At 65.3% G+C, this 26,727-nt stretch carries 19 protein-coding genes and 1 pseudogene; 6 read left to right on the top strand and 14 right to left on the bottom strand.

Features of this window, described 5'->3' with window-relative positions; all coding sequences use genetic code 11:
• Positions 1-95: 95 nt before the first annotated feature.
• Entirely contained in the window at positions 96-581 is a 486-nt protein-coding gene (locus Q4610_RS08315) for a GAF domain-containing protein (protein WP_304535506.1), read from the top strand.
• A gap of 165 nt (positions 582-746) precedes the next feature.
• On the top strand, positions 747-1,805 hold the full coding sequence (locus tag Q4610_RS08310; RefSeq protein WP_304535505.1) for an RcnB family protein: 1,059 nt from the start codon (positions 747-749) through the stop codon (positions 1,803-1,805).
• Positions 1,806-1,834: 29 nt separating this feature from the next.
• Here the strand turns inward: Q4610_RS08310 and Q4610_RS08305 are convergent, their stop codons facing one another.
• The 3 genes from Q4610_RS08305 to Q4610_RS08295 all read right to left on the bottom strand — a co-directional run bounded on the left by Q4610_RS08305 (position 1,835) and on the right by Q4610_RS08295 (position 6,652).
• The gene (locus tag Q4610_RS08305) at positions 1,835-4,354 is read right to left on the bottom strand and encodes a sensor domain-containing protein (protein ID WP_304535504.1); all 2,520 of its coding nucleotides are present in this window, start codon (positions 4,352-4,354) and stop codon (positions 1,835-1,837) included.
• A gap of 118 nt (positions 4,355-4,472) precedes the next feature.
• Positions 4,473-5,291: an arginyltransferase gene (locus Q4610_RS08300; RefSeq protein ID WP_304535503.1), complete on the bottom strand. Its 819-nt coding sequence runs from the start codon at positions 5,289-5,291 to the stop codon at positions 4,473-4,475.
• 113 nt (positions 5,292-5,404) lie between these two features.
• Positions 5,405-6,652, bottom strand: a complete 1,248-nt coding sequence (locus Q4610_RS08295) for a threonine ammonia-lyase (RefSeq protein ID WP_304535502.1) — start codon at positions 6,650-6,652, stop codon at positions 5,405-5,407.
• A 97-nt stretch (positions 6,653-6,749) separates the two neighbouring features.
• On the opposite strand from Q4610_RS08295, the gene Q4610_RS08290 reads away from it, so the two are divergent.
• The 4 genes from Q4610_RS08290 to Q4610_RS08275 all read left to right on the top strand — a co-directional run bounded on the left by Q4610_RS08290 (position 6,750) and on the right by Q4610_RS08275 (position 12,217).
• Positions 6,750-7,619 (top strand): NAD(P)-dependent oxidoreductase, encoded by an 870-nt coding sequence (locus tag Q4610_RS08290; RefSeq protein WP_304535501.1) that lies wholly within the window; start codon positions 6,750-6,752, stop codon positions 7,617-7,619.
• Positions 7,616-9,322, top strand: coding sequence for an amidohydrolase (locus Q4610_RS08285; protein ID WP_304535500.1), 1,707 nt, complete (start codon positions 7,616-7,618; stop codon positions 9,320-9,322). The genes Q4610_RS08290 and Q4610_RS08285 overlap by 4 nt, the downstream gene beginning before the upstream one ends.
• Before the next feature lie 279 nt (positions 9,323-9,601).
• Entirely contained in the window at positions 9,602-10,882 is a 1,281-nt protein-coding gene (locus tag Q4610_RS08280) for a calcium-binding protein (RefSeq protein WP_304535499.1), read from the top strand.
• A 126-nt stretch (positions 10,883-11,008) separates the two neighbouring features.
• Complete coding sequence (locus Q4610_RS08275; RefSeq protein WP_304535498.1) at positions 11,009-12,217, top strand: calcium-binding protein; 1,209 nt, start codon at positions 11,009-11,011, stop codon at positions 12,215-12,217.
• A 6-nt stretch (positions 12,218-12,223) separates the two neighbouring features.
• On the opposite strand, the gene Q4610_RS08270 is transcribed toward Q4610_RS08275, so the two are convergent.
• From Q4610_RS08270 to Q4610_RS08220, 11 genes and pseudogenes are all read right to left on the bottom strand, one after another.
• Positions 12,224-13,354 (bottom strand): glycosyltransferase family 2 protein, encoded by a 1,131-nt coding sequence (locus tag Q4610_RS08270; protein ID WP_304535497.1) that lies wholly within the window; start codon positions 13,352-13,354, stop codon positions 12,224-12,226.
• 4 nt (positions 13,355-13,358) lie between these two features.
• On the bottom strand, positions 13,359-14,708 hold the full coding sequence (locus Q4610_RS08265; protein ID WP_304535496.1) for an exopolysaccharide biosynthesis polyprenyl glycosylphosphotransferase: 1,350 nt from the start codon (positions 14,706-14,708) through the stop codon (positions 13,359-13,361).
• 108 nt (positions 14,709-14,816) lie between these two features.
• Positions 14,817-16,712: an XrtA/PEP-CTERM system amidotransferase gene (locus Q4610_RS08260; protein WP_304535495.1), complete on the bottom strand. Its 1,896-nt coding sequence runs from the start codon at positions 16,710-16,712 to the stop codon at positions 14,817-14,819.
• A 10-nt stretch (positions 16,713-16,722) separates the two neighbouring features.
• Positions 16,723-18,255 (bottom strand): exosortase A, encoded by a 1,533-nt coding sequence (xrtA, locus tag Q4610_RS08255; protein WP_304535494.1) that lies wholly within the window; start codon positions 18,253-18,255, stop codon positions 16,723-16,725.
• Entirely contained in the window at positions 18,252-19,478 is a 1,227-nt protein-coding gene (locus tag Q4610_RS08250; protein WP_304535493.1) for a TIGR03087 family PEP-CTERM/XrtA system glycosyltransferase, read from the bottom strand. The genes xrtA and Q4610_RS08250 overlap by 4 nt, the downstream gene beginning before the upstream one ends.
• A complete protein-coding gene (locus Q4610_RS08245; RefSeq protein ID WP_304535492.1) occupies positions 19,475-20,548 on the bottom strand; it encodes a FemAB family XrtA/PEP-CTERM system-associated protein in 1,074 nt (357 codons plus the stop codon). Before Q4610_RS08245 ends, Q4610_RS08250 begins: the two co-directional genes overlap by 4 nt.
• A 65-nt stretch (positions 20,549-20,613) precedes the next feature.
• Entirely contained in the window at positions 20,614-21,684 is a 1,071-nt protein-coding gene (locus Q4610_RS08240) for a FemAB family XrtA/PEP-CTERM system-associated protein (protein WP_304535491.1), read from the bottom strand.
• Entirely contained in the window at positions 21,681-22,529 is an 849-nt protein-coding gene (locus Q4610_RS08235) for an XrtA system polysaccharide deacetylase (RefSeq protein ID WP_304535490.1), read from the bottom strand. Before Q4610_RS08235 ends, Q4610_RS08240 begins: the two co-directional genes overlap by 4 nt.
• Before the next feature lie 780 nt (positions 22,530-23,309).
• Positions 23,310-24,165, bottom strand: a pseudogene (locus Q4610_RS21780) (XrtA/PEP-CTERM system-associated ATPase); the annotation flags it as partial.
• A gap of 23 nt (positions 24,166-24,188) precedes the next feature.
• On the bottom strand, positions 24,189-25,784 hold the full coding sequence (locus Q4610_RS08225; RefSeq protein WP_304535488.1) for a hypothetical protein: 1,596 nt from the start codon (positions 25,782-25,784) through the stop codon (positions 24,189-24,191).
• Entirely contained in the window at positions 25,781-26,719 is a 939-nt protein-coding gene (locus Q4610_RS08220) for a P-loop NTPase (protein WP_304535487.1), read from the bottom strand. The genes Q4610_RS08225 and Q4610_RS08220 overlap by 4 nt, the downstream gene beginning before the upstream one ends.
• Positions 26,720-26,727: the final 8 nt, after the last annotated feature.

Raw genomic sequence — 26,727 nt, 5'->3', positions numbered from 1 at the left:
TCCGCGAATGGCGCAATCCCTAACCGAACAAGGTTACCAACGGATAAATACGACAATGCTAGGCGGCGGCCTGAACTGATATTAAGGGGATGGTCATGTATGATTTCGCCCCCACATCCACCGCCGACAAGGCGACCCTTTACGCCGACCTGCTCTCCGCCGCCGACGCGCTGACGGCGGGCGAGCCGGACCCGGTGGCCAACATGGCCAATGTCGCCGCGCTGGTCTGGCAATTCCTGCCCGACCTCAACTGGGCCGGCTTCTATCGCCTGGTGGAAGGCGAACTGGTGCTGGGGCCGTTTCAGGGCAAGCCCGCCTGCATCCGCATCCCGGTCGGCCGGGGCGTGTGCGGCGCGGCGGCGGAAAGCCGCCAGACCCAGTTGGTCGCCGATGTCCACGCCTTCCCCGGCCATATCGCCTGCGACGCGGCCAGCGCCTCCGAAATCGTCGTGCCGCTGCTGCATGAGGGCCGGCTGATCGGCGTGCTTGATCTGGACAGCCCTGTGCCCGCGCGCTTCGACTCGGATGATGCCGCGGGGCTGGAGGCATTGGCCGCGCGTATCGCCGCAAGGATCGGATGACGGGTTAACCATAGCAACTGCCAGCGCCACCCTTTTCCGCCCCGTTTCGGGACAGGAAATCGGCCGCGCATCGTGGATAGCGGCGGATCACCATGCTAAACGGTGCGTTAGCATTTTCGTCCGCGCGCACATTGGGCGCGTCCGTGGCAACAGGGAGCGTTAACCATGAGGATGTCGAGCCTTCTCACTCTGGGCGCGAGCGCCATATTGGCGGTTGCCGCAACACCCGCCCTGGCCGGTGGTCATCCCGGCAAGGGATGGGGCGGCGGACCACGGCCGGGCGCGCATATGCCCCGGCCCGGCGGCTGGAACGGCGGCGGCCATCGCTGGGGCCAGCGCACCCAGGGGCGCTGGCATGCCGGATGGCGCGCGCCCGGCGGATGGAGCGCCTATCGCCGGCCGGTCTATGGCTATGTCCTGCCCCGCTACTGGATCAGCCCCAGCTATTATATCGCCAATTACGGCGCCTATGGCCTGCCCCGGCCAGCCGTCGGCTATGGCTGGTCGCGCTATTATGACGATGCGGTGATGACCGATCGTTATGGCCGGGTTTATGAATCGCGCAGCAATGTCGACTGGGGCCGGTATGAGGGCGGCTATGGCCCGGACGGCGACTATGATGACAGGCATGACGCCGGGCCGCGTCGCGACAATGGCGTGGGCGGGGCGGCGATAGGCGCGGTGGTCGGCGGCATTGCCGGCAACCGGATAGCCGGGCGCGGCAATCGCACCGCCGGCACGCTGATCGGCGCGGGCGTCGGCGCGGTCGCGGGCATGGCGATCGACAAGGCCGAGGATCGTCCGCATCACGGCGCGCCGCCGCCGCATCGTCCGGGCGCAGCCTATGACGACGGCCATGGCTATGCCGACGACAGCGTTACCACCCAGAACGACTATGAAGGCCGCTGGACCGGCACCTGGACGACCGATGACGGCCGCAAGGTCAGCGGCACCTATGAGGGCCGGTTCGAAGGCGAAGTGCGCGGCGCAGGCGTCGATTATGACGTGCCGCCCTATGCCGGCGCGCCCCATTGGGGGCATGGTTCCGGTCCGGCCTATCCGGCGGGCGGCTATATCGCAAATGGCTATTATTATCCCGCGCCGATCGTGACCACGGTGACGGTGCCGCCGGCGGTGACGACGACCACGACGACGACGACCTATGTGACCGAAAGCTACCGCAAGCCGGCGCGCCGCAAGGTGCGTAGCTGCCACTGCAAATGACAGGAACGTGACGGGCTGGCCGCTTGCGGTCAGCCCCGTTTCGGCGGGTGAAAGGCACTGAAAGGCTGCGGCCGGCCGAGGTGGAAGCCCTGGCCGACGACGCAGCCCAGTTCCAGCAGGCATTGGGCCTGCGCCTCCGTCTCGACCCCTTCGGCCACCACCTCCATGCCGAAAGTGCCGCCCAGCTTGACCACGGCATCGACAATGGCCGCGTCACCGGCATCCTGATCGACATTGCTGACAAAGCTGCGGTCGATTTTAAGCACGTCGACCGGATATTGTTTCAAATGGGTGAGCGAGGCGAAGCCGGTGCCGAAATCATCGAGCGCCACCCGCACCCCGGCCCGCGCGAAATGGCGCAGGGCGCGGGCGACTTCATCCGCGCCGCGATCCAGAAACACGCTTTCCGTCACCTCGATCTCAAAATGTTCGGCGGGCACGGCGAAACTGTCCAACTGGCGCAGCACCCGGTCGGCAAAGTCGCCATGGGCAAAATCCGCCGCCGCGGCATTGATCGCCACCCGGCCGGGATCGAGGCCCTCGGCCAGCCATTGGCGCAGGTCGGTCAGCACGCCATCAAGCATCTGCGCGGTCAGCGCCACCGCGATGTCACTATGGTGAAAACCGGCGGCGATGCTGCCGGGCAGTTGCACGCCCAGGCGCGGATGATGCCAGCGCAGCAGCGCTTCACAGCCCAGCACCCGGCCGGAACGCATATCGATGCGCGGCTGATAAAAAGGCGTGACCAGCCGGTCGGCCACCACCTGCCGCGCCATGCGGATCATCGAGCCGCGCTGTTGCGCTTCGGCCCGCAGTTCGGAATGGAACAGAGTCAGTCGCCCCCGCCCGGCCCGTTTCGACGCATAGAGGGCCAGGTCCGCCGCCTTGAGCAGATTGTCGGCCCGGTGCGCATGTTCCCCGAACAGCGCGCCGCCCACGCTGACCCCGCAATCGAGCGGGCGTCCCTGATGCATGAGGGGCGTCCGCACACTGTCCATCAGGCGGGCGCTCCATTGCTCCAGCCCCGCGCTGTCGACCAGCGATGGCGCGATCAGGCCGAACTCGTCGCCGCCCAGCCGGCCGAGCACCGCATCGGCCGGCGCGACCGCCGCCAGCCTTTCGGCAAAGGCGCACAACAGGGCATCACCCGCATCATGCCCCAGTGAATCGTTGGTGCGCTTCAGGTCGTCAATGTCCAGCAACATCAGGCCGAACCGTTGCCCCGTGGCCTGGGCCTGCCCTGCCAGCGTTTCCAGCGACGCCTGCCACAGCGCCCGGTTGGGCAGGCGGGTCATCGGGTCATGAGTCGCGGCCCAACGGATGCGCTGCTCCGCGTCACGCTCCTCCGTCACGTCGAGAAAGGTTATGATGATACGTTGCGGCCGACCGGCATGGGACCGCATTGTCCATCCGGTGCTGCGAATCCAGCGCAAGGCGCCTGTATCGGCGCGATGGATGCGCAGCGTCGCTTCGAAATGCGGCGGCACCATGTCAGCCGTCACCGCATCCAGCATGGCCTGCAACCGATCGCGATCATCAGGATGGACCAGTCGCAGCGCCAGATCGGTCGAAGCGGGCTGTTCATCGTCCAGCCCCAGCATCTTGCGAAATTCGGTGGACCAACTGCGCGCGCCGGTGATGCAGTCGAAATCCCAGATGCCCAGTCGCGCCGATTGCACCGCCAGGCGAAACCGCTCTTCGCTGTCGCTCAGGGCATGTTGCGCCAGACGCTCGGCATGAACGTCCTCCAGCGTGCCATACCATCGCACGATCCGCCCCTGCGCGTCGCGTCGCGCCGACGCGCGCGCGCGCATCCAGCGATAGCCGCCTTCCTGCAAGCGGATGCGATAGTCGACATCGACGGCCGCGCCACTGACCAGGCTGCTGGCCCACACTGCCACGGTCGGTTCAATATCGTCAGGATGCAGCGCACCCATCCACCCCGTACCCATTGCCTGATCGGGCGCCATGCCCGTCAGTTCGGACCAGCGCGGCCCCACTTCCTGGATGTTGCCGTCAGGCGCGGCCGTCCATGGCACCTGGGGATTAAGCTGGACCGACCAGCGATAATGTTCCTGGCTTTCGGCCAAAGCACGGGACAGGGCATCGCGTTGATGCTGGTCATGCACATCTTCGACCGTGCCGTACCAGCGCGGCCGGCCATCCATCGTCACGATGCGCGCCAGCCGGATCAGGCACCACCGCCACTGCCCGTCGGCGCAATGCAGGCGCACCGTGCGGGGCAGGTCGGTGTCGCCAGTCAGGGCGGCGCGCAACAGGGCGTGCACATCATCGCGCGACAGGAGGGCGCGCCAGCCCAGACGGATCGGATCGCCCGCGAATCGGGCTTGAAAGCGGCCACCCTCCCGCTCGATCGCGATCACCCGTCCGCGATGATCCGCGACCCAGCGTAACAGCGAAGGTGACACCTTGTCGAAAAGTGGCGAGGACAGGATATCGTTACGTTTAAGGAACAAGTCCTGCGCGGTCAGGCCGGCTTCCAATGCAAGCCGTGCATCATCAAATCGATGATCAGCGAAGCGGTCCATAAACCGCCTCCGATCCCATGACCTGTATCCCGCTCATTGGGAATGCGTAGCAAAGAAAGTTAAATAAATTCGTTCCTATACATCCGCAGCGGCGCTCTTTTACACTGCGACATGGCGATTATCGCCGGAACATGGCTGCCAGTTCGACCGGCAAGGGCGGTTCGTCACGCGCAACAGGGGCGACAGCGGCTTGCGCCCTGTCCTCCGGCGCAAAAGGCACCCAGCCATGCCGGCTCAGTTTTTCGAGCGGACGATAGCGGATCTTATATTGCATCCGTTGCGACCCGTCGACCCAATAGCCAAGATAGACATAAGGCAGGCCCGCGCCCGACGCACGGATGATATGGTCCATGATGATGTAGTTGCCCAGCCCCGGCCGATCCTCCAGTTCGGTATCGAAGAAGCTATAGATCATCGAGAGGCCATCGCCCTGCCGGTCGGTCAGGCAGGCGCCGACCAGCTTGCCGGGACGGCCGCCGACCCCAGGTTCGCGATATTCGATGACATAGCTGTCGACCGGGGACTGTTCCACCATGTCGGCAAAGTCCATCTCGTCCATCTCGGTCATCCCGCCGCCGGGGTGACGGGCATGGAGATAGCGCTGGAGCAGGGCGAACTGTTCTTCGGTCGACCATGGCTTGCAGGCCGTGACCTGCAAATCGCTGTTACGGCGGATCAGCTTGCGCTGGGTCGCGTTGGGCCGGAATTCCTTCGCCAGGACGCGCACCGAGACGCAGGCGGAACAGTCCGCGCAACTGGGGCGATAGGCGACATTCTGGCTGCGACGAAAACCGATGCGGCCCAGCGCGTCGTTAAGTTCGGTCGCATTGTCGCCGCTCAGTTCGGTAAACACCTTGCGCTCGCTCTTGCCCGGCAGATAGGGGCATGGCGAGGGATTGGTGACGAAAAAACGCGGGAATCGAAATGGGGCGGTCATGCACGCCTCCCCGATTCAACCATGCGCCTTTTGCGGTCCATATTTGGCTTATGCCGCCGCGCCGCGCCCCTGAAAAGAGCATTTACCACGAAAATTACACGGCCATTGGGGCATCATGCAACCTCGATCGGCGCCACTTCATAGCCCGCTTCGCCGAGTGCCGCGATCAGCCGCTGAAGGTGCGCGCGGTCGCGCGTTTCGCACTCGACATCCAGGCTCAGCCCCTTGGCCGGCAGGTTGGTGAAGATGCGCTGATGCGCCAGTTCCAGGATGTTGACCGCTTCCTGATCGAAGATGCGGGCGACATGGAACAGCGCGCCGGGACGATCCTGAAGGATGATGCGCAGGCGCGCCAGCCGGCCCGACCGGGCAAGGTCGCGCAGCAGCACATTGGCCAGCAGCCGCGTGTCGATATTGCCGCCGGTCAGCACCAGCCCGACATTGCGGCCGGCAAATGTCTCCCGATGGGTCAGCAGCGCGGCCAGGCCGGCGGCCCCCGCGCCCTCCACCACCGTCTTTTCGATCTGGAGCAGCAGGCTGACCGCTTCCTCCAGCCGCCGCTCCGTCACCAGCAGCACATCGTCCGCCAGCCGCTCGACAAAGCGGCGGGTAAGATCGCCCGGCTGCCTGACGGCGATACCTTCGGCCAGCGTGTCGCCGTCGCAGGGCAGGTCCGCGCCCTTGAGGAAGTCGTACATCGACGGATAGAGTTCCGCCTGCACGCCATAGAGGCGGATGTCGGGCTTCATCGCCCGCGCCGCCGTCGCCATGCCGGAAAAGAGGCCGCCGCCGCCGATCGGGATCACCAGCGTGTCGATTTCCGGGGCGTCCTCCAATATCTCCAGCGCGACCGTGCCCTGCCCGGCCATGATGTCCGGCTCGTCGAACGGATGGATGAAGGTCAGCCCCTGCTCCACCTCCAGCAGCCGCGCATGGGCATAGGCGTCATCGAACTTCTCGCCATATTGCACCACGGTCGCCCCGTGGCCGCGCGTCTGCGTGACCTTCACGATCGGCGTCGTCGTGGGCATGACGATGGTGACGGGCACGCCCAGCCGCTTGCCATGATAGGCCAGCCCCTGCGCATGATTGCCCGCCGACGCGGCGATCACGCCCTTGCTTTTGGACGCTTCATCCAGTTGCAGCAGGCGGTTCAGGGCGCCGCGTTCCTTGTAGGCGGCGGTGAACTGGAGATTTTCGAACTTCAGATAGATTTTGCAGCCCAGCATGTCCGACAGCGTCTGGCTGATCAGCGTCGGCGTCTTGACGATCGAGCCGGCAATGCGGGTCCGCGCGGCAAGGATGTCATCGACGGTGACGGGCAGCGGCAGGGCGCTTTCGATCTTGGCTAGGCTGGTCATGATGGCGCCCCGTAAAGCATAATTGCGTCGGAAGAAACTGGCACTGTCGGAAAACTGGCCCTATGGCGGGGTCAGACGCAGCAAATATACGAGGCATATGGCTAATATCGCGTTTATCGGCCTGGGCGTCATGGGCGGCCCGATCGCCGGACATCTGGCAAAGGCCGGGCACAGCCTGACCGTCTATAACCGATCGATCGGCAAGGCAAAGACCTGGGCCGAAACCTATGGCGGGCAGGTCGCGATCAGCCCGGCCAAGGCGGCCGAGGAGGCCGAGATCGTCATCAGTTGCGTCGGCAACGATGATGACCTGTCGCAGATCGCGCTGGGTCGCGATGGCGCGTTCCGCACCATGCAGCCGGGCAGCCTGTTCATCGACCATACGACCGTGTCGGCGCGGATCGCGCGGCAATTGTTCGTGGAGGGCGAAAGCCGGGGCATCCACAGCGTCGATGCGCCCGTATCGGGCGGACAGGTCGGCGCGGAAAATGGCCGGCTGTCGATCATGTGCGGCGGCGCCGAACCGGCCGTCGCGGCGGCGCAGATCGTGATGAACGCCTATGCCGCGCGCATTGTCCATGTCGGCAGCGCGGGCGCCGGCCAGACCACCAAGATGGTGAACCAGATCTGCATCGCCAGCGTGCTGCAAGGCTTGTCCGAAGCGTTGCGCTTCGCCCAGGCGGCCGAACTGGACCTGGAAAAAGTTTTCGAGGCGATTTCAGGGGGCGCGGCGCAAAGTTGGCAGATGGAGAATCGGTGGAAAACGATGGCGCAGGACAGTTTCGATTTCGGCTTCGCGGTCGACTGGATGCGCAAGGATCTGGGGCTGGCGCTGGAAGAGGCGCGCGCCAACGGATCGACCCTGCCGATGACGGCGATGATCGACCAGTTCTACGCCGACGTGCAGGCGCTGGGCGGGAACCGGCAGGATACCAGCGCGCTGGTGCGGCGGATCACGCGGGCATGAGGGCGTTTGCACTGGCGGCCATCGCCGCGCTCACCCTGCCCTGCGCGGTCCCCGCGCATGCATCGGGCGTGATCGACAATGTGAATGGCATCGCGATCGATGCCAATGGCAGGCTGGTGCGGTTCGGCGCGCTGCTGGTCGATGATGCGGGCAAGGTCGAGAAGCTGATCCAGGGCCGCTATCAGGAACCGGAATATAAGCCCAAAAAGCCGAAAAAGGGCCAGCCCTGGCCCGAACGGCCCAAGGGGCTGTCGTTCCGCATGGACGCGGGCGGCAAGACGCTGATCCCCGGCCTGATCGACGCGCATGGCCATGTCATGGGCTATGGGCTGGCGCTGGTCACGCTGGACCTGTCGGACACCCGATCGCTGGCGCAGGCGCAGGCGAAGATCCGCGCCTATGTTGAAGCGAATCCGGGCCGCAAATGGATCGTCGGCACGGGCTGGAACCAGGAAATATGGGGGCTGGGCCGCTTCCCCACCGCCGCCGAACTGGATGCGGCGGAAAGCGAAATTCCGGTCTGGCTGGAACGGGTCGACGGCCATGCCGGCTGGGCCAACAGCGCCGCGATCCGCGCGGCCGGCGTCACCGCCGCGAGCAAGGCGCCGATGGGCGGGCGGATCGAGATGGCGGCGGGCAGGCCGGCAGGCGTGTTCGTCGACAAGGCGATGGACCTGGTGGCTAGGGTCGTCCCCGCCCCTGCCCCCAAGGATCGCGACATCGCACTGGAAAAGGCACAGCGCGCGCTGCTTTCCATGGGCGTCACCGGCATCACCGACATGGGCACCAGCATCCAGGACTGGCAGGCATTCCGCCGTTCGGCCGATCGCGGCGCGTTGCGCGTGCGGATCATGTCCTATGCCGCCGGGCTCGACAATATGGTGCTGATCGCCGGGCCGGAGCCGACGCCATGGCTGTATGACGATCATCTGCGCATGGGCGGGATCAAGCTGCTGCTCGACGGCGCACTGGGATCGCGCGGGGCATGGCTGCGCGCCGACTATGCCGATGCGCCGGGGCAGCGCGGCCTGCCGATGATTCCCGACACGCAGTTGCGCAACATCATGAGCCGCGCGGCGATGGACAATTTCCAGGTCGCCGTCCACGCGATCGGAGACGCGGCCAATCATGACGTGCTGAACGCGATCGAGGAACTGAACGACACCTACAAGGGCGACCGGCGCTGGCGCATCGAACATGCGCAGATCATCGACCCGGCCGACCTGCCCCGCTTCGGACCGCTGGGCGCCATCGCGTCGATGCAGCCGGTGCATGAGGCGTCGGACTGGCGCATGGCGACCGCGCGCATGGGCGAAGCGCGCTTGAAGGGCGCCTATGCGTGGAAAACCATGCTCGACAATCGCGTGCCGCTGGCGTTCGGGTCGGACGTGCCGGTGGAAAGCCCCAACCCCTTCGCCGGCATCGCCGTCGCCATGAGCCGCGAGGATGGCAAGGGCGAACCGGCGGGCGGCTGGATGCCCGAACAGAAGGTCAGCTTCGAAGCGGCGCTGGACGGCTTCACCCGGCAGGCGGCCTATGCCGGCTTTGCCGAGAAACAGTTCGGCAGCCTGGTCCCCGGCCAGCGCGCCGACTTCCTGCTGATCGACCGCGACATTTCCACCGCGCGGCCATCCGATATCCGCCAGACCCAGGTGCTGGAAACATGGATCGGCGGCAAGCGGGTCTATGTGAAGGGGCAGTAGCGCGCAAATAGAGGCGCAAGGCCAAAAGACCTGTGCGTCGAAATGGACGAATTTCTTCATTGTCGTTTTCGCCGGTCGACAAGCCGCCTTTCTGATGGCATCCTGCCCTGCACATAAGAATAGATATCATTTCGATACGGTGTCGAAACATTGGTGAAGGCACGTCTGGTTGATGCGCTTTCATCCCGGTTTGAGTTGTGGTCGCATCCATCATGTACAGGCTCGTCGTTCGCCAGGGCGAACGGCGCGCGATTTGACGCAGGAAAAGGGTGATCGATCATGGCAACCATCTACGGCAATAAATTCAACAACCTGCTGGAAGGAAGCGATGACGACGACCGCATCCGGGGACGTAGCGGAAACGACGTAATCTATGGCCATGGCGGCACCGATTTCCTGTATGGCGACGACGGCAACGACCATATCACATTGGGGGCAGCACCATGGCTTCACCCGGTCGCTTCCAGTTACGGCAGCCATATATCCGGCGGCGAAGGGCGCGACACCGCGACCTTATATCTCCAGAACCATACCGAAAATCTGAGCATCGGCGCGGTCTATACGCGGGTCGTCGCCGATAGCGGCGATGGGTCGCCCATCCAGGTCGTAACCTCCATGCAGTCGATCGAAGCGCTGGTCGCCTATCTTGGCAGTGGCGATGATTATGTTCATGCCAATGCCTATGGCACCTCGGTCAGGGCAGGATCGGGGAATGACCGCCTGATCGGTGGCGACGGTCTGGACTATTTCTATGGCCAGGATGGCGATGATGTCCTGCTGGGCGGCGGCGGCAGCGATTATCTGGCCAGCGGCGCGGGCGTCGATCTGGTCCGGGGCGGGGACGGCAATGACTCCATCAATGCCGAAGCGGGCGACGACCGGCTCTATGGCGAGGCGGGGAATGATTATATCCAGGCAGGTGATGGCCAGGACATCCTGCATGGTGACGGCGGCAATGATTATCTGTCGGGCGCCAATGGCGACGATTACGTCTATGGCGATGCCGGTGACGACAACCTCTATGGTGGATTTGGCAGAGACAGAATGTTCGGCGGCGATGGCCGCGACAGGCTGAATGGCGACTATGACGATGACTGGCTCTATGGCGAGGCGGGCGATGACGTTCTGAACGGCTGGTCCGGGCAGGATATTCTCTACGGCGGTGACGGCGCGGACCTGCTGGATGGCGGTGTCGAGATCGACCGGCTCTATGGCGGATTGGGTTCCGACCGGCTGACCGGCGGCGCGGGGCATGACCGTTTCGTCTGGCTCAGCCCGGACGAGGGCGGCGACCGGGTGCTGGACTTCCAGCAGGGGCAGGATCTGATCGTCCTCGACAGCGACGGCTTTGGCGGCATCGCCAGCGTGGATGCAGGCAATTTCGTCAGCAACAGCGCAGGCGTGGCCAAGGATGCCGGGGACCGCTTTCTCTATTCGCAAAGCACCCATGCCCTGTTCTTCGACCCCGATGGCACCGGCGCGGCGACGAAGATATTGATTACCCGTGTCGATTTTGCCGTCGGCACGGATATTGCGGCAAGCGACATCATCATCGGCTAGCCCCGTTCTGCGCAATACGGATCTGTCGGCCAATTTGACAACCGGCAATGCTGTCATCGGGCAGGTCCGCTATGGCTATACCCATTCGCGCCCATCTGGCGCGCATTCTCACCCTGGAGACAGCTCATGTCGCGTATCGTTGGTAGCAAATTTCGCGATTATCTCTATGGATCGGCCGGCGACGACCGGATTATCTCCAAGGGCGGGCGCGACCATATCTATGGTCAGGGCGGCGTCGATATCATCTTTGCCGGTGACGATGACGACTGGATCACCATCACGCCACTTGACGGACAACTGGGCAGTTACATCTTCGGTGGGGCAGGCTTCGATCGTGCGACACTGTCATTTGCCGGGTTGACCACGCCCATCACCATCGCAAGCAATTATATCCATGCCTTCACCGACCTTGGCGGTGGTGTACGGGGGATCGTCGCAACGCTTGATTCGGTAGAGTCCCTCACCGTTTCGTTCGGCAGCGCCAATGACGAGTTCCATGCCAATGACGCAGGCAGCACAGCCAACGGCGGCGCGGGCGACGACCGCCTGTTCGGCGGCAGCGGTTATGACAAGCTCTATGGCGACGAGGGCAGCGACCTGCTGGATGGCGGCGCGGGCAATGATTATATCAGCGCAGGGACGGGTGCCGACAGCATACGCGGCGGCCTGGGCAAAGACACGATCTATGGCGAGGACGGCGATGACCTGATCTACGGTCAGGAAGGCATCGACCAGATCAACGCGGGACGGGGCAACGACCGGGTGCTGGGCGGCGACGGCGATGACAATATTCAGGGTCTGGACGGCGACGATGTCCTGTTCGGTGAAGGCGGACGGGACGACCTTTACGGCTATTGGGGCAACGATGTTTTGCTGGGCGGCCTGTCGAGCGACTATCTGTTCGGCCACTGGGGCATGGATGCCCTGCATGGCGGCGAAGCGAACGACTGGCTGGACGGGGGAGATGATAACGACCGCCTCTATGGCGGGCTGGGGAGCGACGAACTGACCGGCGGCGCGGGGCATGACCGCTTCGTCTGGCAGTCCCTGGATGAAGGCGGCGATCATGTCGTCGATTTCGCGCATAATCAGGATCTGATCGTCCTGACGGCCGAAATGGTCGGCGGGATTGCAGCGGTGACTGCCAGCAATTTCGTCAGCAATGCGAACGGCGTCGCCAAGGATGCCGACGATCATTTCCTCTATTCGCAGTCGACCCACGGCCTCTTCTTCGATCCCGATGGCAATGGCGTGATGGCCAAGACATTGATCGCCCATATCGATTTTGCGTCAGGGACATCGCATATCCAGGCCAGCGACATCGTCATCGCCTGATCCGCCCTATCGCGACTTTGCCGGGTTCCAGGTGGTGACGGTGCGACCGGTCATCGCCTTGGCCACGCCCTGCACGGTCGCGGCATAGGCGATCAGCACATCGACCAACGCGGCGAAGGGGCCGCTCTTTGCCCGCACGCCGACCCAGATCACGAATATTATCGCCAGCGCCCCGATCAGGTAGAGCATGGGCGAGATGCGCATGGCCAGCGCTCCCGCCGCCACCGCGCCGGTCAGGATGAAGAGGCCGCCGAACCAGCGGACGATCTTGCGCGAACCATATTTGAAGCGATCGAGGGCGGCCATGCGCCGCAATTGCGGACGCAGATGGCGATGCGTGTGCCAGGCGCGGGCGGCGATGCGGACCTTGCGCCGATATTCGTCGCTGCGCGCAGTCACCAGCCGTTCGCGCGCCAGAACATCCTTCGCCTTGACGAGCCGCTTGCCCGCAAAGACCACAGCCATCGACACGGTCAGGTCGTCCAGCACGCTGTCGGGGAAATCGGGGTAGAGGCTGCGGCGGATCGAGAAGATCGAGCCATCGGCCCCCAGCACATTGCCGGTGCGCGATTCTTCGTCCTTCAGCCGCTCTTCCAGCCGCCAGTAGAGCGATCCGACCGAGGCGGTCGCGCTGTCCTGCGCACCGACATAATGGAGCGATCCGAGCACGCCGCCGACATCGGGGTCGGCATAGCGGGCGAGCAGCCGATCCACGGCGTCCGCATCCAGCAGCACATTGGCGTCGGTGAAGATCAGCACATCACCGCGCGCGCGGGCAGCCAATTGTTTCATGCCATGCGCCTTGCCGCTGCGGCCGGGACCACGGAGCAGGGTGACGAGATCGCCCTGCCCCGCGATCAGATCGGCAGTGCCATCGGACGAGCCATCGTCGAAGGCAAGTATCTCCAGCGCCGGATAAAGCTGCCGGAGCATCGCCAGATTGGCCAGCTTCTCCGGCATCGCCGCCGCTTCATTATAGGCGCAGAAGAGCAGCGAGGCGCTGGGCAGCGGCCCTGCGACCGGCTGTTCCGGCCGGGTGGGGAGCGCGCGCAGTATCAGCGGATAGAAGAAAAACGGCCATGCCACCGCCGCCAGGCAGAGCAGCAGGACAGCGCCGAGGATCAGGTTGGTCGCCATGGACTCAATAGGCCTTGTGATGGACGAGCACGCCCAGCGTCGCGACGATGATGCGCAGGTCGCGCCAGACCGACCAGTCGCTGACATATTCGAGGTCCGACTGGAGCCGGTCGATCAGATCCTGATGATGGTCGGTCGCACCGCGATGGCCGCGCACCTGGGCAAGGCCGGTCATGCCCGGCTTGATGCAATGGCGCGCCCAATAGCGGGCGTCGACTTCCCAATAAAGGCTGTCCCCCGCCTTGGCGGCGGCGGCGTGCGGGCGCGGGCCGACGATGCTCATGTCGCCCTTCAACACGTTGAAGAGCTGGGGCAGTTCGTCGATGCTGGTCCTGCGCAGGAAGGCGCCCACCTTCGTCACCCGATCGTCGTCCCGCCGGGTCAGGGTCGCGGCCTTATGGTCGCTCGCCTCGCTGCGCATCGACCGGAATTTGTAGATGGAGAAGGGGCGCGCGTCCTTGCCGATGCGGGGCTGGCGGAACAGCACCGGACCGGGACTGGTCAGTTTCACCGCCAGTGCGGCGGCGATCAGGACCGGCGACAGGGCGATGGTGGCGATGGTCGCGACGATCAGGTCGAACAGCCGCTTGATCAGGCGATCACGGAAATGCAGCGGCCCGCCCGCGACGATGATGGTCGGCTGGCCGTCAAATTCATCCACACGCGCCGGGGCGAAGCGTAGCAGTTCGGGCACGACGATCTCGCCGCGCGCCGACAGCGACTTGAGCGCCGCCGACCAGTCCGCCATGCGATCGAGCGGACAGGCGACGATCACGCGCTCCGCCATGCCGACAGCGGCCGCCAACCGGGCGGCCATGTCGGCATCATGGCGTTCGGGATGAAGCTTTGCGACCTGGGCGTCGATCACGTCCATATGCGGCCCCGTCTGGATCGCCACCCCGTCCAGGATCACGGCGGTCAGGTGCGGCACATCGCCCAGCACCCGCAGCGCCAGCCGCGCCACCGCCAGCCGCACCAAGGCCACGGCAACCGCCCCCAGCACAAGGCCCGCGATGAAGGTCAGGCGCGACAGTTGCTCCGCGATCTTGCCCAGATAGACGATCAGCAGCATCAGCAGCGCCGCCTGCGCCAGGGCCCACAAGGCGCGGAAAATGCCCCGTCGCACATGGTCCAGCGTATTGATGCCATAGGCGCCGCCCTGCACCGCCAGGATCGCATAAAGCGGCGCGATCATGGCGAACATGACCAGGCCGTGCGGCTTGCCCGGTTCGCCCCAGAGCGCGCCCAGCACGAACCAGTTGGCGGCGAGGAACGCCGCAAACAGCCCCGCCATGTCCCCCGCCAGGCACAGCGCATAGAGCCGCAACCGCACGATTTCCTTGGAGACTGTCACCGATGCGCCCTGATTATCGCCATATGTCCCGTTGGCACCGGGCGCAGCGGGTTGCAAGGGCTTCCCATATGCACCATCCCTATCCTTCGGGCGAGCGGGCGTGCAGGGTCAGACCCCGAACAACCGCGTCAGCGCCTTGTCCAGCATCAGCAATTGCCACAAAAGCCGGCCATGGTCCGACACGCCGGAACGATGATCGGCCGCGACCTTCGCCAGCATCTTCGTGTCGAACCAGCCAGTCCTGGCCAGCGCCGATCCGCCCGCGATCGCGGTCGCTTCTCCCGCCAGTGCGCCACGGAACCAGGCGCTGATCGGCGTCACGAAGCCCATTTTCTGGCGATAGAGAATGTCCTGCGGCAGGAACGGCTCCATCGCCTTCTTCATGATATATTTGCCGCTATTGCCGCGAATCCGCTGCGCCACCGGCAAGCGCGCGGCGAATTCGACCAGCCTGTGGTCAAGCAGCGGTTCGCGCGCCTCCAGGCTGACGGCCATGCTCATCCGGTCGGTCTTGGTCAGTATGTCGCCGGGCAGCCAGATGCGGATATCGGCATATTGCGCCCGGTCGAGCGGGTCGCGCGCGGGTGCATCCGCCATCGCCTTGATATAGCGGTCCTCGGCGCGATAGGCGCCCAGGCGCCCCTTCATCTCCTGGCTGAACAGCCGCTGACGCAGGGCATGGGGGGTTATGCCGACCGATGTGGCATAGGCTTCGCCGCCCTCCCCCGCCAGTTCCAGCAAGGTCGATTTGGCGCGCAGCGCGCGGGGCGCCCAGTCGGCCTTGGGATAATAGCGGCCCAGCGTGCCGAACAGCGGCTGGCGCACCGACGCCGGGATCAGGCTGCGGAACCGTTCGCCCTGCATCTGGAACCGATGGCGGCGATAGCCGGCGAACGCCTCATCCGCGCCGTCGCCCGATAGCGCCACCGTGACCTGTTCGCGCGCCAGTTCGCACACCCGGTAGGTCGGCAGGGCGGAGGCATCGGCAAAGGGTTCGTCGAAATGGAAGGCGAGCGCGTCGATCAGGCCATAATCATCGGGCGACACGATCCGGCTGCGATGGTCGGTGGCGAAGCGGCGGGCGACGCGGTCGGCATAGGCCGTTTCGTCCAGGCTGGCCACGTCGAAGCCGATGGTGCAGGTCTGGACCGCGCGGGTCGAGGCTTCGGCCATCAGCGCGACGACGCTGCTGCTGTCCACACCGCCGGAGAGGAAGGCGCCCAGCGGCACATCGGCAACCATGCGCGACCGCACCGCCTGTCGCATCAATGCGACCAGTTCCTCTTCCAGCGCTTGCGGTGACGCCTTGGTGCGATCGGCGAAGCTGACATCCCAATAGCGTTGCGGCTGCGGCAGGGGGCGACCGCGCACCAGCCGCAGCGTCTCGCCCGCGCCCAGCTTGCGCACGCCCGCCACCAGGCAGGCGTCGTCGGGGACATAGCCATAGGCCATATAATCCTCGACCGCGCTCAAATCGGGCGCGCGGCGCAGCAGCGGATGGGCGAGCAGGCTCTTGAGTTCCGATCCGAAGATCAGGCTGCCGTCCGACAAGAGCGCATAATGAAGCGGCTTCACCCCCAGCCGGTCGCGCGCCAGCCAGAGCGAGCCCGCCCGCGCGTCGAACAGGGCAAAGGCGAACATGCCGTTGAAGCGATGCACGCATTCCTCGCCCCATTGCCGATAGCCGTGGAGGATGACTTCGGTGTCGCTATGGGTGCGAAAGACGTGGCCCTTCGCCTCCAGCTCCGCACGCACTTCGGCGAAATTGTAGATTTCGCCGTTGAAGGTGACGCCCAGGCTTTCGTCATCGGTCAGCATCGGCTGCGCGCCGCCGCCCAGATCGATGATCGACAGGCGCAGATGACCAAGACCCACGCCGGGCGCAGTCCAGATGCCGCTGCCGTCCGGGCCGCGATGCGGCATCACGTCCAGCATGGCGCGCACCCGCGCCGGGTCCACGGGCTTGGCCGTTTCGAGATGGAAGATACCCGCTATGCCGCACATGCGAACTCTCCTAGCGGATGCCGACGGCGCGGTCAGCCAAAAGCTGCACAGCGCCCAGATCGGTGAGGAAGGCGGCGATGGCGGCATCGGCCGGATGCCCTTCCCCCTCCTCCGCCGAAACGAGGATGGCGATCGCCCGCTGGTCCCGGCCCAGCAGGCGCGCGGCCATCGTTTCGATCTTGACCTGCGGCTTGCTGCCGGTCGGGGCGCCGGAACCGACGCGGTAGAAGCTCACCACATGGCGCACCACCGGGCCGGGCGCGGTGATCTGTTCGCCGCGCGCATCGGCCGGTGCGGCGGCGGGCGACGACCAGACCCACTGGCTGTCCGGGTCGGCCGCCCCCTGCGCGAAGCCGACCAGTTCGCGGCCTTCATCCTGCCGGGCATAGGTCGCGATCGACAGGTCCACGACTTGCCCCTGCGCGTTGCGATAGCGGCCGGTGACGAAATGATCGGCCCCGTCGAAGCGCGGCTTCCACGGATAGGCCTGGCGATCGGGGGCGTGGGTCCAGCCCTTGACTTCGGGCAGCGCCAACATGGGCGGCAGCGGATCGGATGCAGCCGCCGTGATGGCCAGCCAGAGCGGTGCCGCCGCGATCAGCGCCAGCGCCGCGCCGGCGACACCGCCGGCCGGAGACTGTCTTGCCCCCCCCTGCAACGCCGCAGGATCGAACCAGGGATCGCCGGGCTTGCGGTCGAAGAAGGGCCAGGCGGCGGCCATCACCACGACCATGATGATCGCGAAGAATAGCCAGCCATAGACGACATGATCGAAACCGACAGCCGCATCCACGGTGGTCAGATGCGCCACCAATATGGTGGCATAGGCGCGCACGCCATTGGCCAGCACGGACAGCGTCAATGCGCTGGCCAGGAACAGGATGCGTCGTTTCCAGGTGCGGAAGCAGATATTGCACACCAGCGTGCCATAGGCGGTCATGGCGATCAGGAATTTCGCGCCGGAACAGGCTTCGGCCACTTCGAAATAGCCGGTCGGCGTGGTGATGAAGATGCCCTCCATATGCGCGGGCACGCCCGACAGGTCGAGCAGCAGCATCGCAATCCGCGCCGTCACCAGTTGCAATGGCGGCACGATCTCTTCCCCGAAGGGCACCATGAAAAAGGCATAGAAGAGCGGGAAGAGTAGCGCCCGCGCGACCGCGGGACCAAGCAGGGCGATGGTCGCGCCCTGGAGCATGACGACCAGCGCGCCGTGACGCACCATCGCCACGCCCGCCGCCGCGCCCAGCAGCCAGGCGAACGCGCCCGCCGCCAGCCACAGCAGCCCCGGCGCCCAGGCGACCGGCTGCAATTGCCGCAGGCCCGGCAACCGTTGCTGCACCATCCAGCCGATCAGCAGGGGGATGAACAGACAATGGCCGAAGGTGGAGGCGTTCCACCAGATCGACACCATGCCGGCCACATCAGCAAAGAAGATCGCCAGGATCGCGCAGGCAACGACGCCCAGCGCCATCAGATGACCGCGCCAGCCAGCCAGGTTCAAAGGCCACGCCCGCGCGATGGGAAGTGCCCGGTCGCTCATGCCGCGCGCGCACCGGCCCGGTCAGCGGGAAACAGCAGGCCGGGAAGCCCCGCCAGCGTCGCCGACCAGCGATAGCGTTCCTCCATCCGCGCCCGCGCCGCCTGGCCCAGGCGATCCGCCCGCGCCGGATCGGCCAGCAGGGCAATGACCTTGGCGGCTTCTTCGGCGGGGTTGGCGGCGATCAGAAAATGCATGTCGTCGGTCGCATCGATCCCTTCGGCCGCCTGTGGCGACGCCACGACCGGCCGCGCCATCGCCATCGCCTCCAGCACCTTGTTCTGGATGCCGCGCGCGATCCGCAACGGGGCGACCACCGCATCCGCCGTCGCCAGCCAGCCACGCACATCCGGCACGCCGCCGGTCACGATCACGCCCGGCAGGTCCGCCAGCGCCATCACCTGTTTGGCCGGATTGCGGCCCACGATGGCGAAGCGCGCATCGGGGTGGACCGTGCGGATGGCGGGCAGCGTCGCCCGCGCGAAGCTGTCGACCGCCTCGATATTGGGGCGATAGTCCATCTGTCCGGTAAAAACGAGCAGCGGCCCATGGCCATGGTCCACGCCGGGGAAATCCGCTGCCGGGTCGAAATAGTCGAGCGCCACGCCATTTTCGATGGCGACGATCCGGTCCGGTCCCTGCCCGCAGGCGTCGCGGAACAATGCCGCCTCCGCTTCGCTGACGAAGGAACAGATGTCCGCCCGCTGCGCCGTGCGCCGTTCGAAATCGAGCAACACCCGCCCCTCGCGCCGGTTGATCCACGCCATCGGCCCGCTGCCTTCCGCGCCATAGGTGGCATATTTGGCGGAATCGAAATCGACGAAATCCATCAGGAAACGGATGCCCGGCGGCAATGGCGGCACGAAATGCGCCATTTGCGCCGAATAGGCGACGACCGCGCGGATCGGCTTTGCCGCCAGCGTCGTGGCGACCCAGCGATGCAGAGCAGGATGGTCGAACAGCGACAGCAGCAGCGACTGGCCCTTGGCCAGGCCGGTCAGTCCGGCGACGACCTTCGAGCGATCGCGCCGCAGAACGCACTGGCTGGCCGTGACCGCCGCCATCGCATCGGCAAAGCCCATGTCGCGATCATCATCGGCGAAGCAGCCGACATGCACCGGGCCGATCTCCGCCAGACGTTGCAGCAGATGGTAGGAGCGGATCTTGTCGCCCCGGTCGGGCGGAAAGGGGATACGGTGGCAGAGGAACAGGATATCGCCGCTCATCCCAGCCCTCGCGCAATATGCGGGCCGATCAGGTTGGCGATCGATTCGGGCAGTTTCTTCCACAATTCGACCTTGCGCCGATATTGGGGTGAGAGCGGGTTGACATCGCGCGTATCCTTGCCCGGCGCGGTGCGCAGATGATAACCCAAAGGTTCGCCTTCGAACCCCCAGGTCTTTTTCCACGCCGCAGGCCCGGTGCCGACCTTCGACCGGCCGAAGTCGAATATGGCGCAGCCGCGCTCACGCGCCGCGCCCATCAGGCGGAAATAGAGATATTCGTTGGAGCGCATGGCACGCGCGCCATCACCCGCGCCATGCCAATAGGGCATGCAGGCACCGCGATGATAGAGGCTGATGACCGCCGACAGCGGTTGCCCGTCCTTCGACACCAGGGCAATGTCGGCGTCGTCGCCGAACCGATCCAGCACCGCGTCGAACAGGGCGCGCGGAAAGACCGGCGTGCCCAGATTGTGGACGCTATGGGCATAAAGGCGATAATGGATATCGCGCAGTCGCTTGTCCCGGCCCATTTCGAAGGTCAGGCCATTGCCCATCCCCTTGCGGATTTCGGCGCGGTGCCGCTTTGGCACGGCCTTCAATTCCGCGTCATCATCGGCGGCCAGCGCGCGCGCGAAGCCCAGATAGGCATCGGCCTTTTCCTGCCATGGCGCGCCTTCGGGGGTTTCGCCGCCACGCAGTTCCAGCGTGGTGCAGCCCAGTTTTTCCGCCAGCGTCCAGGCCGCGTCGGACAGTGCGGCCCCTGCCTTGCGATGAGTCGTCAAAATGCCGCCATCGACCGCAAATCCGCTGCCCACCAATGCACGACCGAACAAAGCGGACCGGATATAGGTGAGCGGCAGCAGGCCCAATATCTCGCCACCGGCCGATCGCGCGACCAGCAACTTGGCCTTCTGCCCGGTGCCGGCTTCGACGCCCATGATCCAGCCGGGGCGCTGGAACGGTGTCGAACCGGGATGCGCGCAGACCCATGCGTCAAGATCCGCCACCACCGCCGGATCGGACAGCCGTGCTTCCTCCACCATGAGGACCAGACCTGGCATTGCGCTCATCACGGATATTTCCCTTAGCATTTTGCCAAAGCCTAGCCGCTCCGGCTGAAGATTTTATGTGCGTTTCAACCAAGGCCGCGCGAAATCATCGGTCCCAGCAGATTGGCGAGGGGCAATGGCAATTTCTTCCACAATTCGATCCGGCGCTGATATTTGGCGTTGGCCGGACTGATATCACGCTGCGCCCCGTCCACCGACCAGCCATGATAGACCAGGGTGCGCGGAGCGAAGCCGAAGCTCTTCTTCCATGCGGCCTGTCCGCTGCCGGCCTTCGACCGGCCGAAATCGAACAAGGTCATGCCACGCGCCCGACCATGGCCCATCAGGCGGTAATACATCAGTTCATTGGAACGCAGCCGGCGCGCATCGGTCACGCCGCCGCCCCAATAGGGCATGATGCGACCGGCATGGTAGAGCGTCAGCACGGCCGACACCGGCCGATCTGCGTCCCGCACCACCATGATATCGGCATCCTCGCCAAAATGGTGCAGCACCGCGCGGAACAGCGCGGCCGGGAATACCGGCGTGCCCAGGTTGCGGACGCTCTGCGCATAGACGTGGTAATGGTCACGGATCAGCCGTTCGCTGCGCCCCGTTTCCACCATCAGCGCCGGATTGGCGAGCGCCTTGCGCAGTTCGGCGCGATGCTTGCGCGGGATGGCCAGCAGTTCCGCTTCGTCACAATCGGCGATCGGACGGACAAAGCCGACATGCTCGCCCTCGCGTCGCTCCCAGCCGTCACCGGGCGCCAGGCCGCCACGCAATTCGATCGGCACAGGGCCAATCGTCCGCGCCAGTTGCTCGGCCGCCGCGGCCAGCGCTGCAACGGTTCGCTGATCCTGCGCCAATATACCGCCGTCGACCGCGAAGGCGGTCGATACCAGCGCCTTGCCGAACAACCGGCTCCTGACATGGTGGAGCGGCAACAGGCCACTGATATGGCCCGATGGCGCGACCGCCGCCAGGATCAGGGCGCGATGCCCGGTCGCCTGCGTGATCGCCCGCAGCCAGGCCGTGCGGTGAAAGGGCGTCCCGTCCGCCTGTGCCATGACGAAAGCATCCGCGGCCTGCCCCTGCGCCGGATCATCGATATCGAGCTGGATGACCGCCAGATCGGCGCCATTGCCGGCGATCATGACGCGCGCGCCGCCTCCGCATCCGCCAGCGCGTCCACGCGGGTCCAGGTGAAGTCACGGGTCAGGCGACGCAGCTTGTCCGCCATCACCGACAGGTTGCTGTAATGACGCAGCTTCGAACGCAGCGGTGCATCGGCAACGCGCGGCTGGTCCGGGTCGATTTCCCACGGATGAAAATAGATGATCGCGGGCCGTCCGGCCTGTTCATTCACCTGCCGGATCGCCCAGCGCGAAAAGCCATAGGGCAGCAGGCGGAAAAAGCCGCCGCCCCCGGCCGCCAATATACGCTTGCCCCATTTGGCGGTCGTCACCGGCAGTTCGACGAGCGGAGAATCCTGAACCGGCTTCCAGGCGAAACGCGGCGAATCCGGCCAGCCATAATGGTCGTGCCGGATCGGCGCGACACTGGAGGAATAGCGATAGCCCTCCTCCGCCAGGATCATATGCGCCCAGGGGGTGCGCGGATCGATCGAGAAGCTGGGCGCACGATAGCCTGTCACCGCCTGCCCACCGGCATCCTCCAGGATCGCGCGCGCCTTGCGCAGGTCGGCGCGAAACTGCTCCGGCGTGAAGGTAAAGACGCGGGCATGGTCATAGCCATGGCTCGCCACCTCATGCCCGGCGTCGGCGATGCGGCGCATCAGCGCGGGATAGCGCTGCGCGACCCAGCCCAGGGTGAAGAAGGTCGCCTTCACCCCGGCGGCGTCGAACAGGTCCAGAACCGCGTGCGTATTGCCCTCGACCCGATGGGGCAGGCTGTCCCAGTCGGCGCGGCGGATCGTGCGTTCGAACGCACCGACCTGAAACCAGTCCTCCACATCGACCGACAGCGCGTTCTGCATCATGCCTGTCCTGACGTCAGGCGACAGCCTGCGTGTCGGCAAGCTGCTCTTCCCGCTCGACCCAGTCGACCAGCAAGGTCAGCACCCGGCGCAGCGCCGTATCCTGTTCCTCGGCCCGGAACTCCAGCGACGACAGCCGTTCCTCGATCAGGGTGAAGCAACCCTTGAGCGCTTCAGGATCGATTTCGGGCTGGGTCGGCTGGGCGAAGGGCGCATGCGCCTGCATTGCGCGCAGCGACGCGATCTCCGCACGCAGCGCCTCGATCTCGGCCAGCATGTCGGAACGCAGCGCCTCGATCGCAAAAGTGTCAACGAGTGGAACATCTGCAACGGCTTGCACCGGCGCATCCGCCTCTTCCTCGATGGCGACCGGCGCGGCTTCTTCAACCTCCTGCGCCAGCGGCGCGAGGGGCGCGGGATCATTGTCCGTTACCGGCCGGACAAAAGGCCCGGCGGCGATGCTGGCCACCGGCGGCACGAAGGGCGCGGCCGGCTCCTCCTCGCCCGCATGCAGGTCGAGGATCTCGGCCGCCTCGTCCTGACCGTCATCATATTCCTCGACCTTGGCCGCCGCCGTTTCATATACGGTAAATACGGGGCGCAGGAAGGGCGCGGGCGCGACGGGTTCGGGTTCGGGTTCGGGTTCCGTGGCGGTTTCGGGCTGCGGTTCAATCCCGTCGTCCACCGGGGGTTCGGACCAGACGGCTTCGGGTTCGATCACCTCTTCCTCTTCCCGTTCCGCCTCTTCCCGTTCCGCGACGACCGGCTCCATCACCGCATCCTCCGCCATGTCCAGTGCGGACGGCGCGACCGGCTCCGGCGCGCTATCATTGTCCAGTCCCATGTCGGCTACCACCGCGCCGACGACATCCTCGTCAATCAGGTGCAGTTGCTCGATCGCGCCGAGCAGCAGCACGCGGCTGGTCAGTGCATTGAGCCGGCGCGGCACACCGCCGGTCGCGGCATAGAGCGCGGCGAAGGCGGCGGGCGTGAAGGCGGGGTTGCCGTTCCAGCCGGCAATGCCCAGGCGATGCAAGATATAAGGTTCGACCTCATTCGCCATCATCGGTTCCAAGTGATGGGTAGCGATAACGCGCTGGCGCAACTGTTCCAGTTCGGGCGACTTCACAAGATCGCGAAATTCAGGCTGGCCCAGCAGGAAAATCTGCAACAGCGATTGCCCGCCCAACTGGAAATTGGACAGCATCCGCAATTCCTCGATCGCGGAAACAGGCAGGTTCTGCGCCTCGTCCACGATCAGCAGGGTACGGCGGCCGGCGCGGGCCTGCGCATGCAGGAAGCCCTCGATCTGGTGGAGGCTCGCCGCCTTGGTCTGGCCATCGGTGGAGAGGCCGAAGCTCTGGGCTGCGAGGCGCAGCATGTCATCGCCCTCCACCTGGGTCGACACGATCTTGACCGCCGTGAGCCGCGCGGGATCGATCGTCTGCATCAGATGGCCGACCAGCGTGGTCTTGCCCGCGCCAATGTCGCCGGTGATGACGATGAAGCCTTCACCCTGCGCCAACCCATAACCCAGATAGGACAGCGCCTTGCGGTGCGTCGCGCTTTCGAAATAATAATGCGGGTCGGGCGTCAACTGGAACGGGCGGCCCTGCAAACCGTAGAATTGATCGTACATTTCTTCGTCTCCAAGCCGACCGTTCAGAAGCTGTAGCGCAGGCCGACCTGGCCCATGCCGCTGATGATCGTATCAATGTCATCCGCCTGTACCCCGTCCACGCCCAGCGAGACGGACCCGGACAGGCGACGGGTCAAGCTTTTGTAATAGCTGCTGAATGCGCCATAGTTGAGGACATCGGGACGCCCCCCGCTGGCATTATAATAATTGAGGTAAGTGACCAGGTCGATGCTGTCGCGATCGTTGAACATATAGGTCGCCGACCCGTTACCGTACCAGTTTTCATCCTGCGATCCGCGGATCAGCACGGTCTGGCCCTGCGGCGTGATGAACTTGCGCTGCGAATAGCCGGCGCCCAGGCCAAAGCCCCAGGGACCACGCCGCAGCGCATATTGCGCCGACACGCCGCGATAGCGGAAATTGGCGTCGGTGATGCCCGACAAGGCATCGTTGAAACACTGCCCCCCGCCGGTGGTGGAGAAGGCGCAGCCGGTAATGTCGCCGGTGAAGGGATTGCGCGCGACATCGAAGCTGCTGCCCGACAGCGCGGCGACATCGGCGGTGATCATCCGGCCGAAGCTGTCGATGCCGTCGAACACGATGATGGCGACGCTGCTGTCGCGGCCCTGCCACAGGAAGCTGCCCTGATAGGTCATGCCGCCATAGCGTTCGCCCACGCGGGCCTGCAACGTGGTGCGATGGCTGGGCCGCCACAGCACGCCCGCATCCCAGATAATGTCGTCGAAATTATAGATGAGCGCGCGCGGCGCGCTTTTGTCGGTGACATAGCGGCCGTTGCGGATCAGCGGCAGGCCATCCGTACCCAGTTGCGGCGATCGCTGGCTGATCCTGATATCTTCATAACCGACCCCGCCGACCAGCGCGAGCGTGCGCGACACCGGCAGCGTCGCGTCGACCCGGCCCCAGGCGTCCTCGAACCGCTGGTCGAGCTGGCTCGCATCCTCACGGTCATAGCCAGCACTGGCGGTCAGGCCGATCGCGGGCAGCACCGTATCGGGCTGAAACCCTACCGATCCAATGAGGCTGTGGGTCCAACTGTCGGCGAAAGCGCCGATCGAACCGCCATTGATATCATTCTGGCTGGTGCTGTCATCGACCCGCGCATAGCCCAGGCGATAGGAGGCATTGACGTTGAAGTCGCCCAGTTGCGTCGTGTAGGACGGCCCGGCATAGGCCGACCAGACCTGACTGGTATAGGTGTCGCGTTGGGTCGTCGCACCCGCCAGCCCGTCTGTACGGACGCGACTGGCCAGCGCGCCGCTCTGCAACGACAGGCCACGCGCGACATTGACATTGGCATGGGCGATGCCGCTCAGCACATCCTGGTCGGTTGCCCGTCCCCAGCCGAAGCTGTGATTATATTGCAGGTCGACCGCCGCCTCGACACGGCGCGTCTGCACCTCGGCCGTGACCCCGGCGGTGACATTGGTGTAGGTCAGCACGTCGCCGCCACCCTTGAGCGGCCCGGTCACGACCTGATCCACCCCGACATAGGGGATGATCAGCGTGCGCTTTTCCGGGCTGGATTGCGCAAAGGCTGGCGTAACAGCGGCCAGCGCGGCGAGCGAAACGCCCGCGATCCGGTGCCGGACGGTCATGACTGGGCATCCCCCTTGGAATAATAGCTGCCAAAGTGACGGCCGCTCCCCTGGAAGCGAACGGCATTGAGCAGAAGCTGGACCTTCGCCCCGCCCTTCAACATGCCGACAGCATCGCGCAGCGCGCTTTCGGGCGTCGTATCGGCGCGCACCACCAGCAGCGCGATGGCGGCATGGCTGGCGAGCACGGCGGCAGGCGAAGCCGCGAGCAGAGGTGGCGAATCGAAGATGATGATCCGCTCCGGTCGCCCTTCGGTCAGTCGCTTAAGCAAAATTTCGGTGCGCGCCGAAGCGAGATATTCGGTGTCGTTGTTGCTGCGCTGCCCGGCGGGCAGGACGGACAGAGAAGCGATGTCGGTGCGGATCACGCAATCCTCGATCGCGATCATCGGATCGGTGAGCGCATCCATCAGGCCAGGTCCGGCCTCCAGCCCCAGCCTGGCGGGAATGCCGGGCTTGCCGAAATCGGCGTCCACCAGCAATATCTCGCGATCCTTTTCCGCCGCCAGGCTGAGCGCCAGATTGATCGCGCAGAAGCTCTTGCCCTCCCCGCTATGGGCGGAGCAGACGAGGATGCGGTTGCCGCGCGCATCATCGCGCAACTGGGCGAGCAAGTCGCGCTTGAGCAGGCGAAATTCCTCGCTGATCGCCGTTACCGGGCCATCGGGGCGGATGAAGCCGCCTTCCGCCAGCGCGATCCGGTCGATCGGCTGCACCGGCCCGGTCCAGGCCGGCGCGCGACAGGCAGGCGGTGCGACCGGCGCGACCGGCGCCTGATATGCCGTGTCCACTGACATGGCGGGCGCGGGCGGCAGATCGGCGGGCAGATCGACCGCGGGCGCGGCCCGGCCGCGCAGCGCGGCGTTGAAATCATAGATTTCGGTCGCCCGCTCGATCAGCGACCCCCGACCCTTGATGGGCGTGTGCTGGTTCATCTTGCCTG

Origin of the sequence: Sphingobium cyanobacteriorum, from assembly GCF_030580935.1 — a bacterium.
Classification (GTDB): Bacteria; Pseudomonadota; Alphaproteobacteria; order Sphingomonadales; family Sphingomonadaceae; genus Sphingobium; species Sphingobium cyanobacteriorum.
This window is presented reverse-complemented; position numbering and strand designations above follow the sequence as displayed.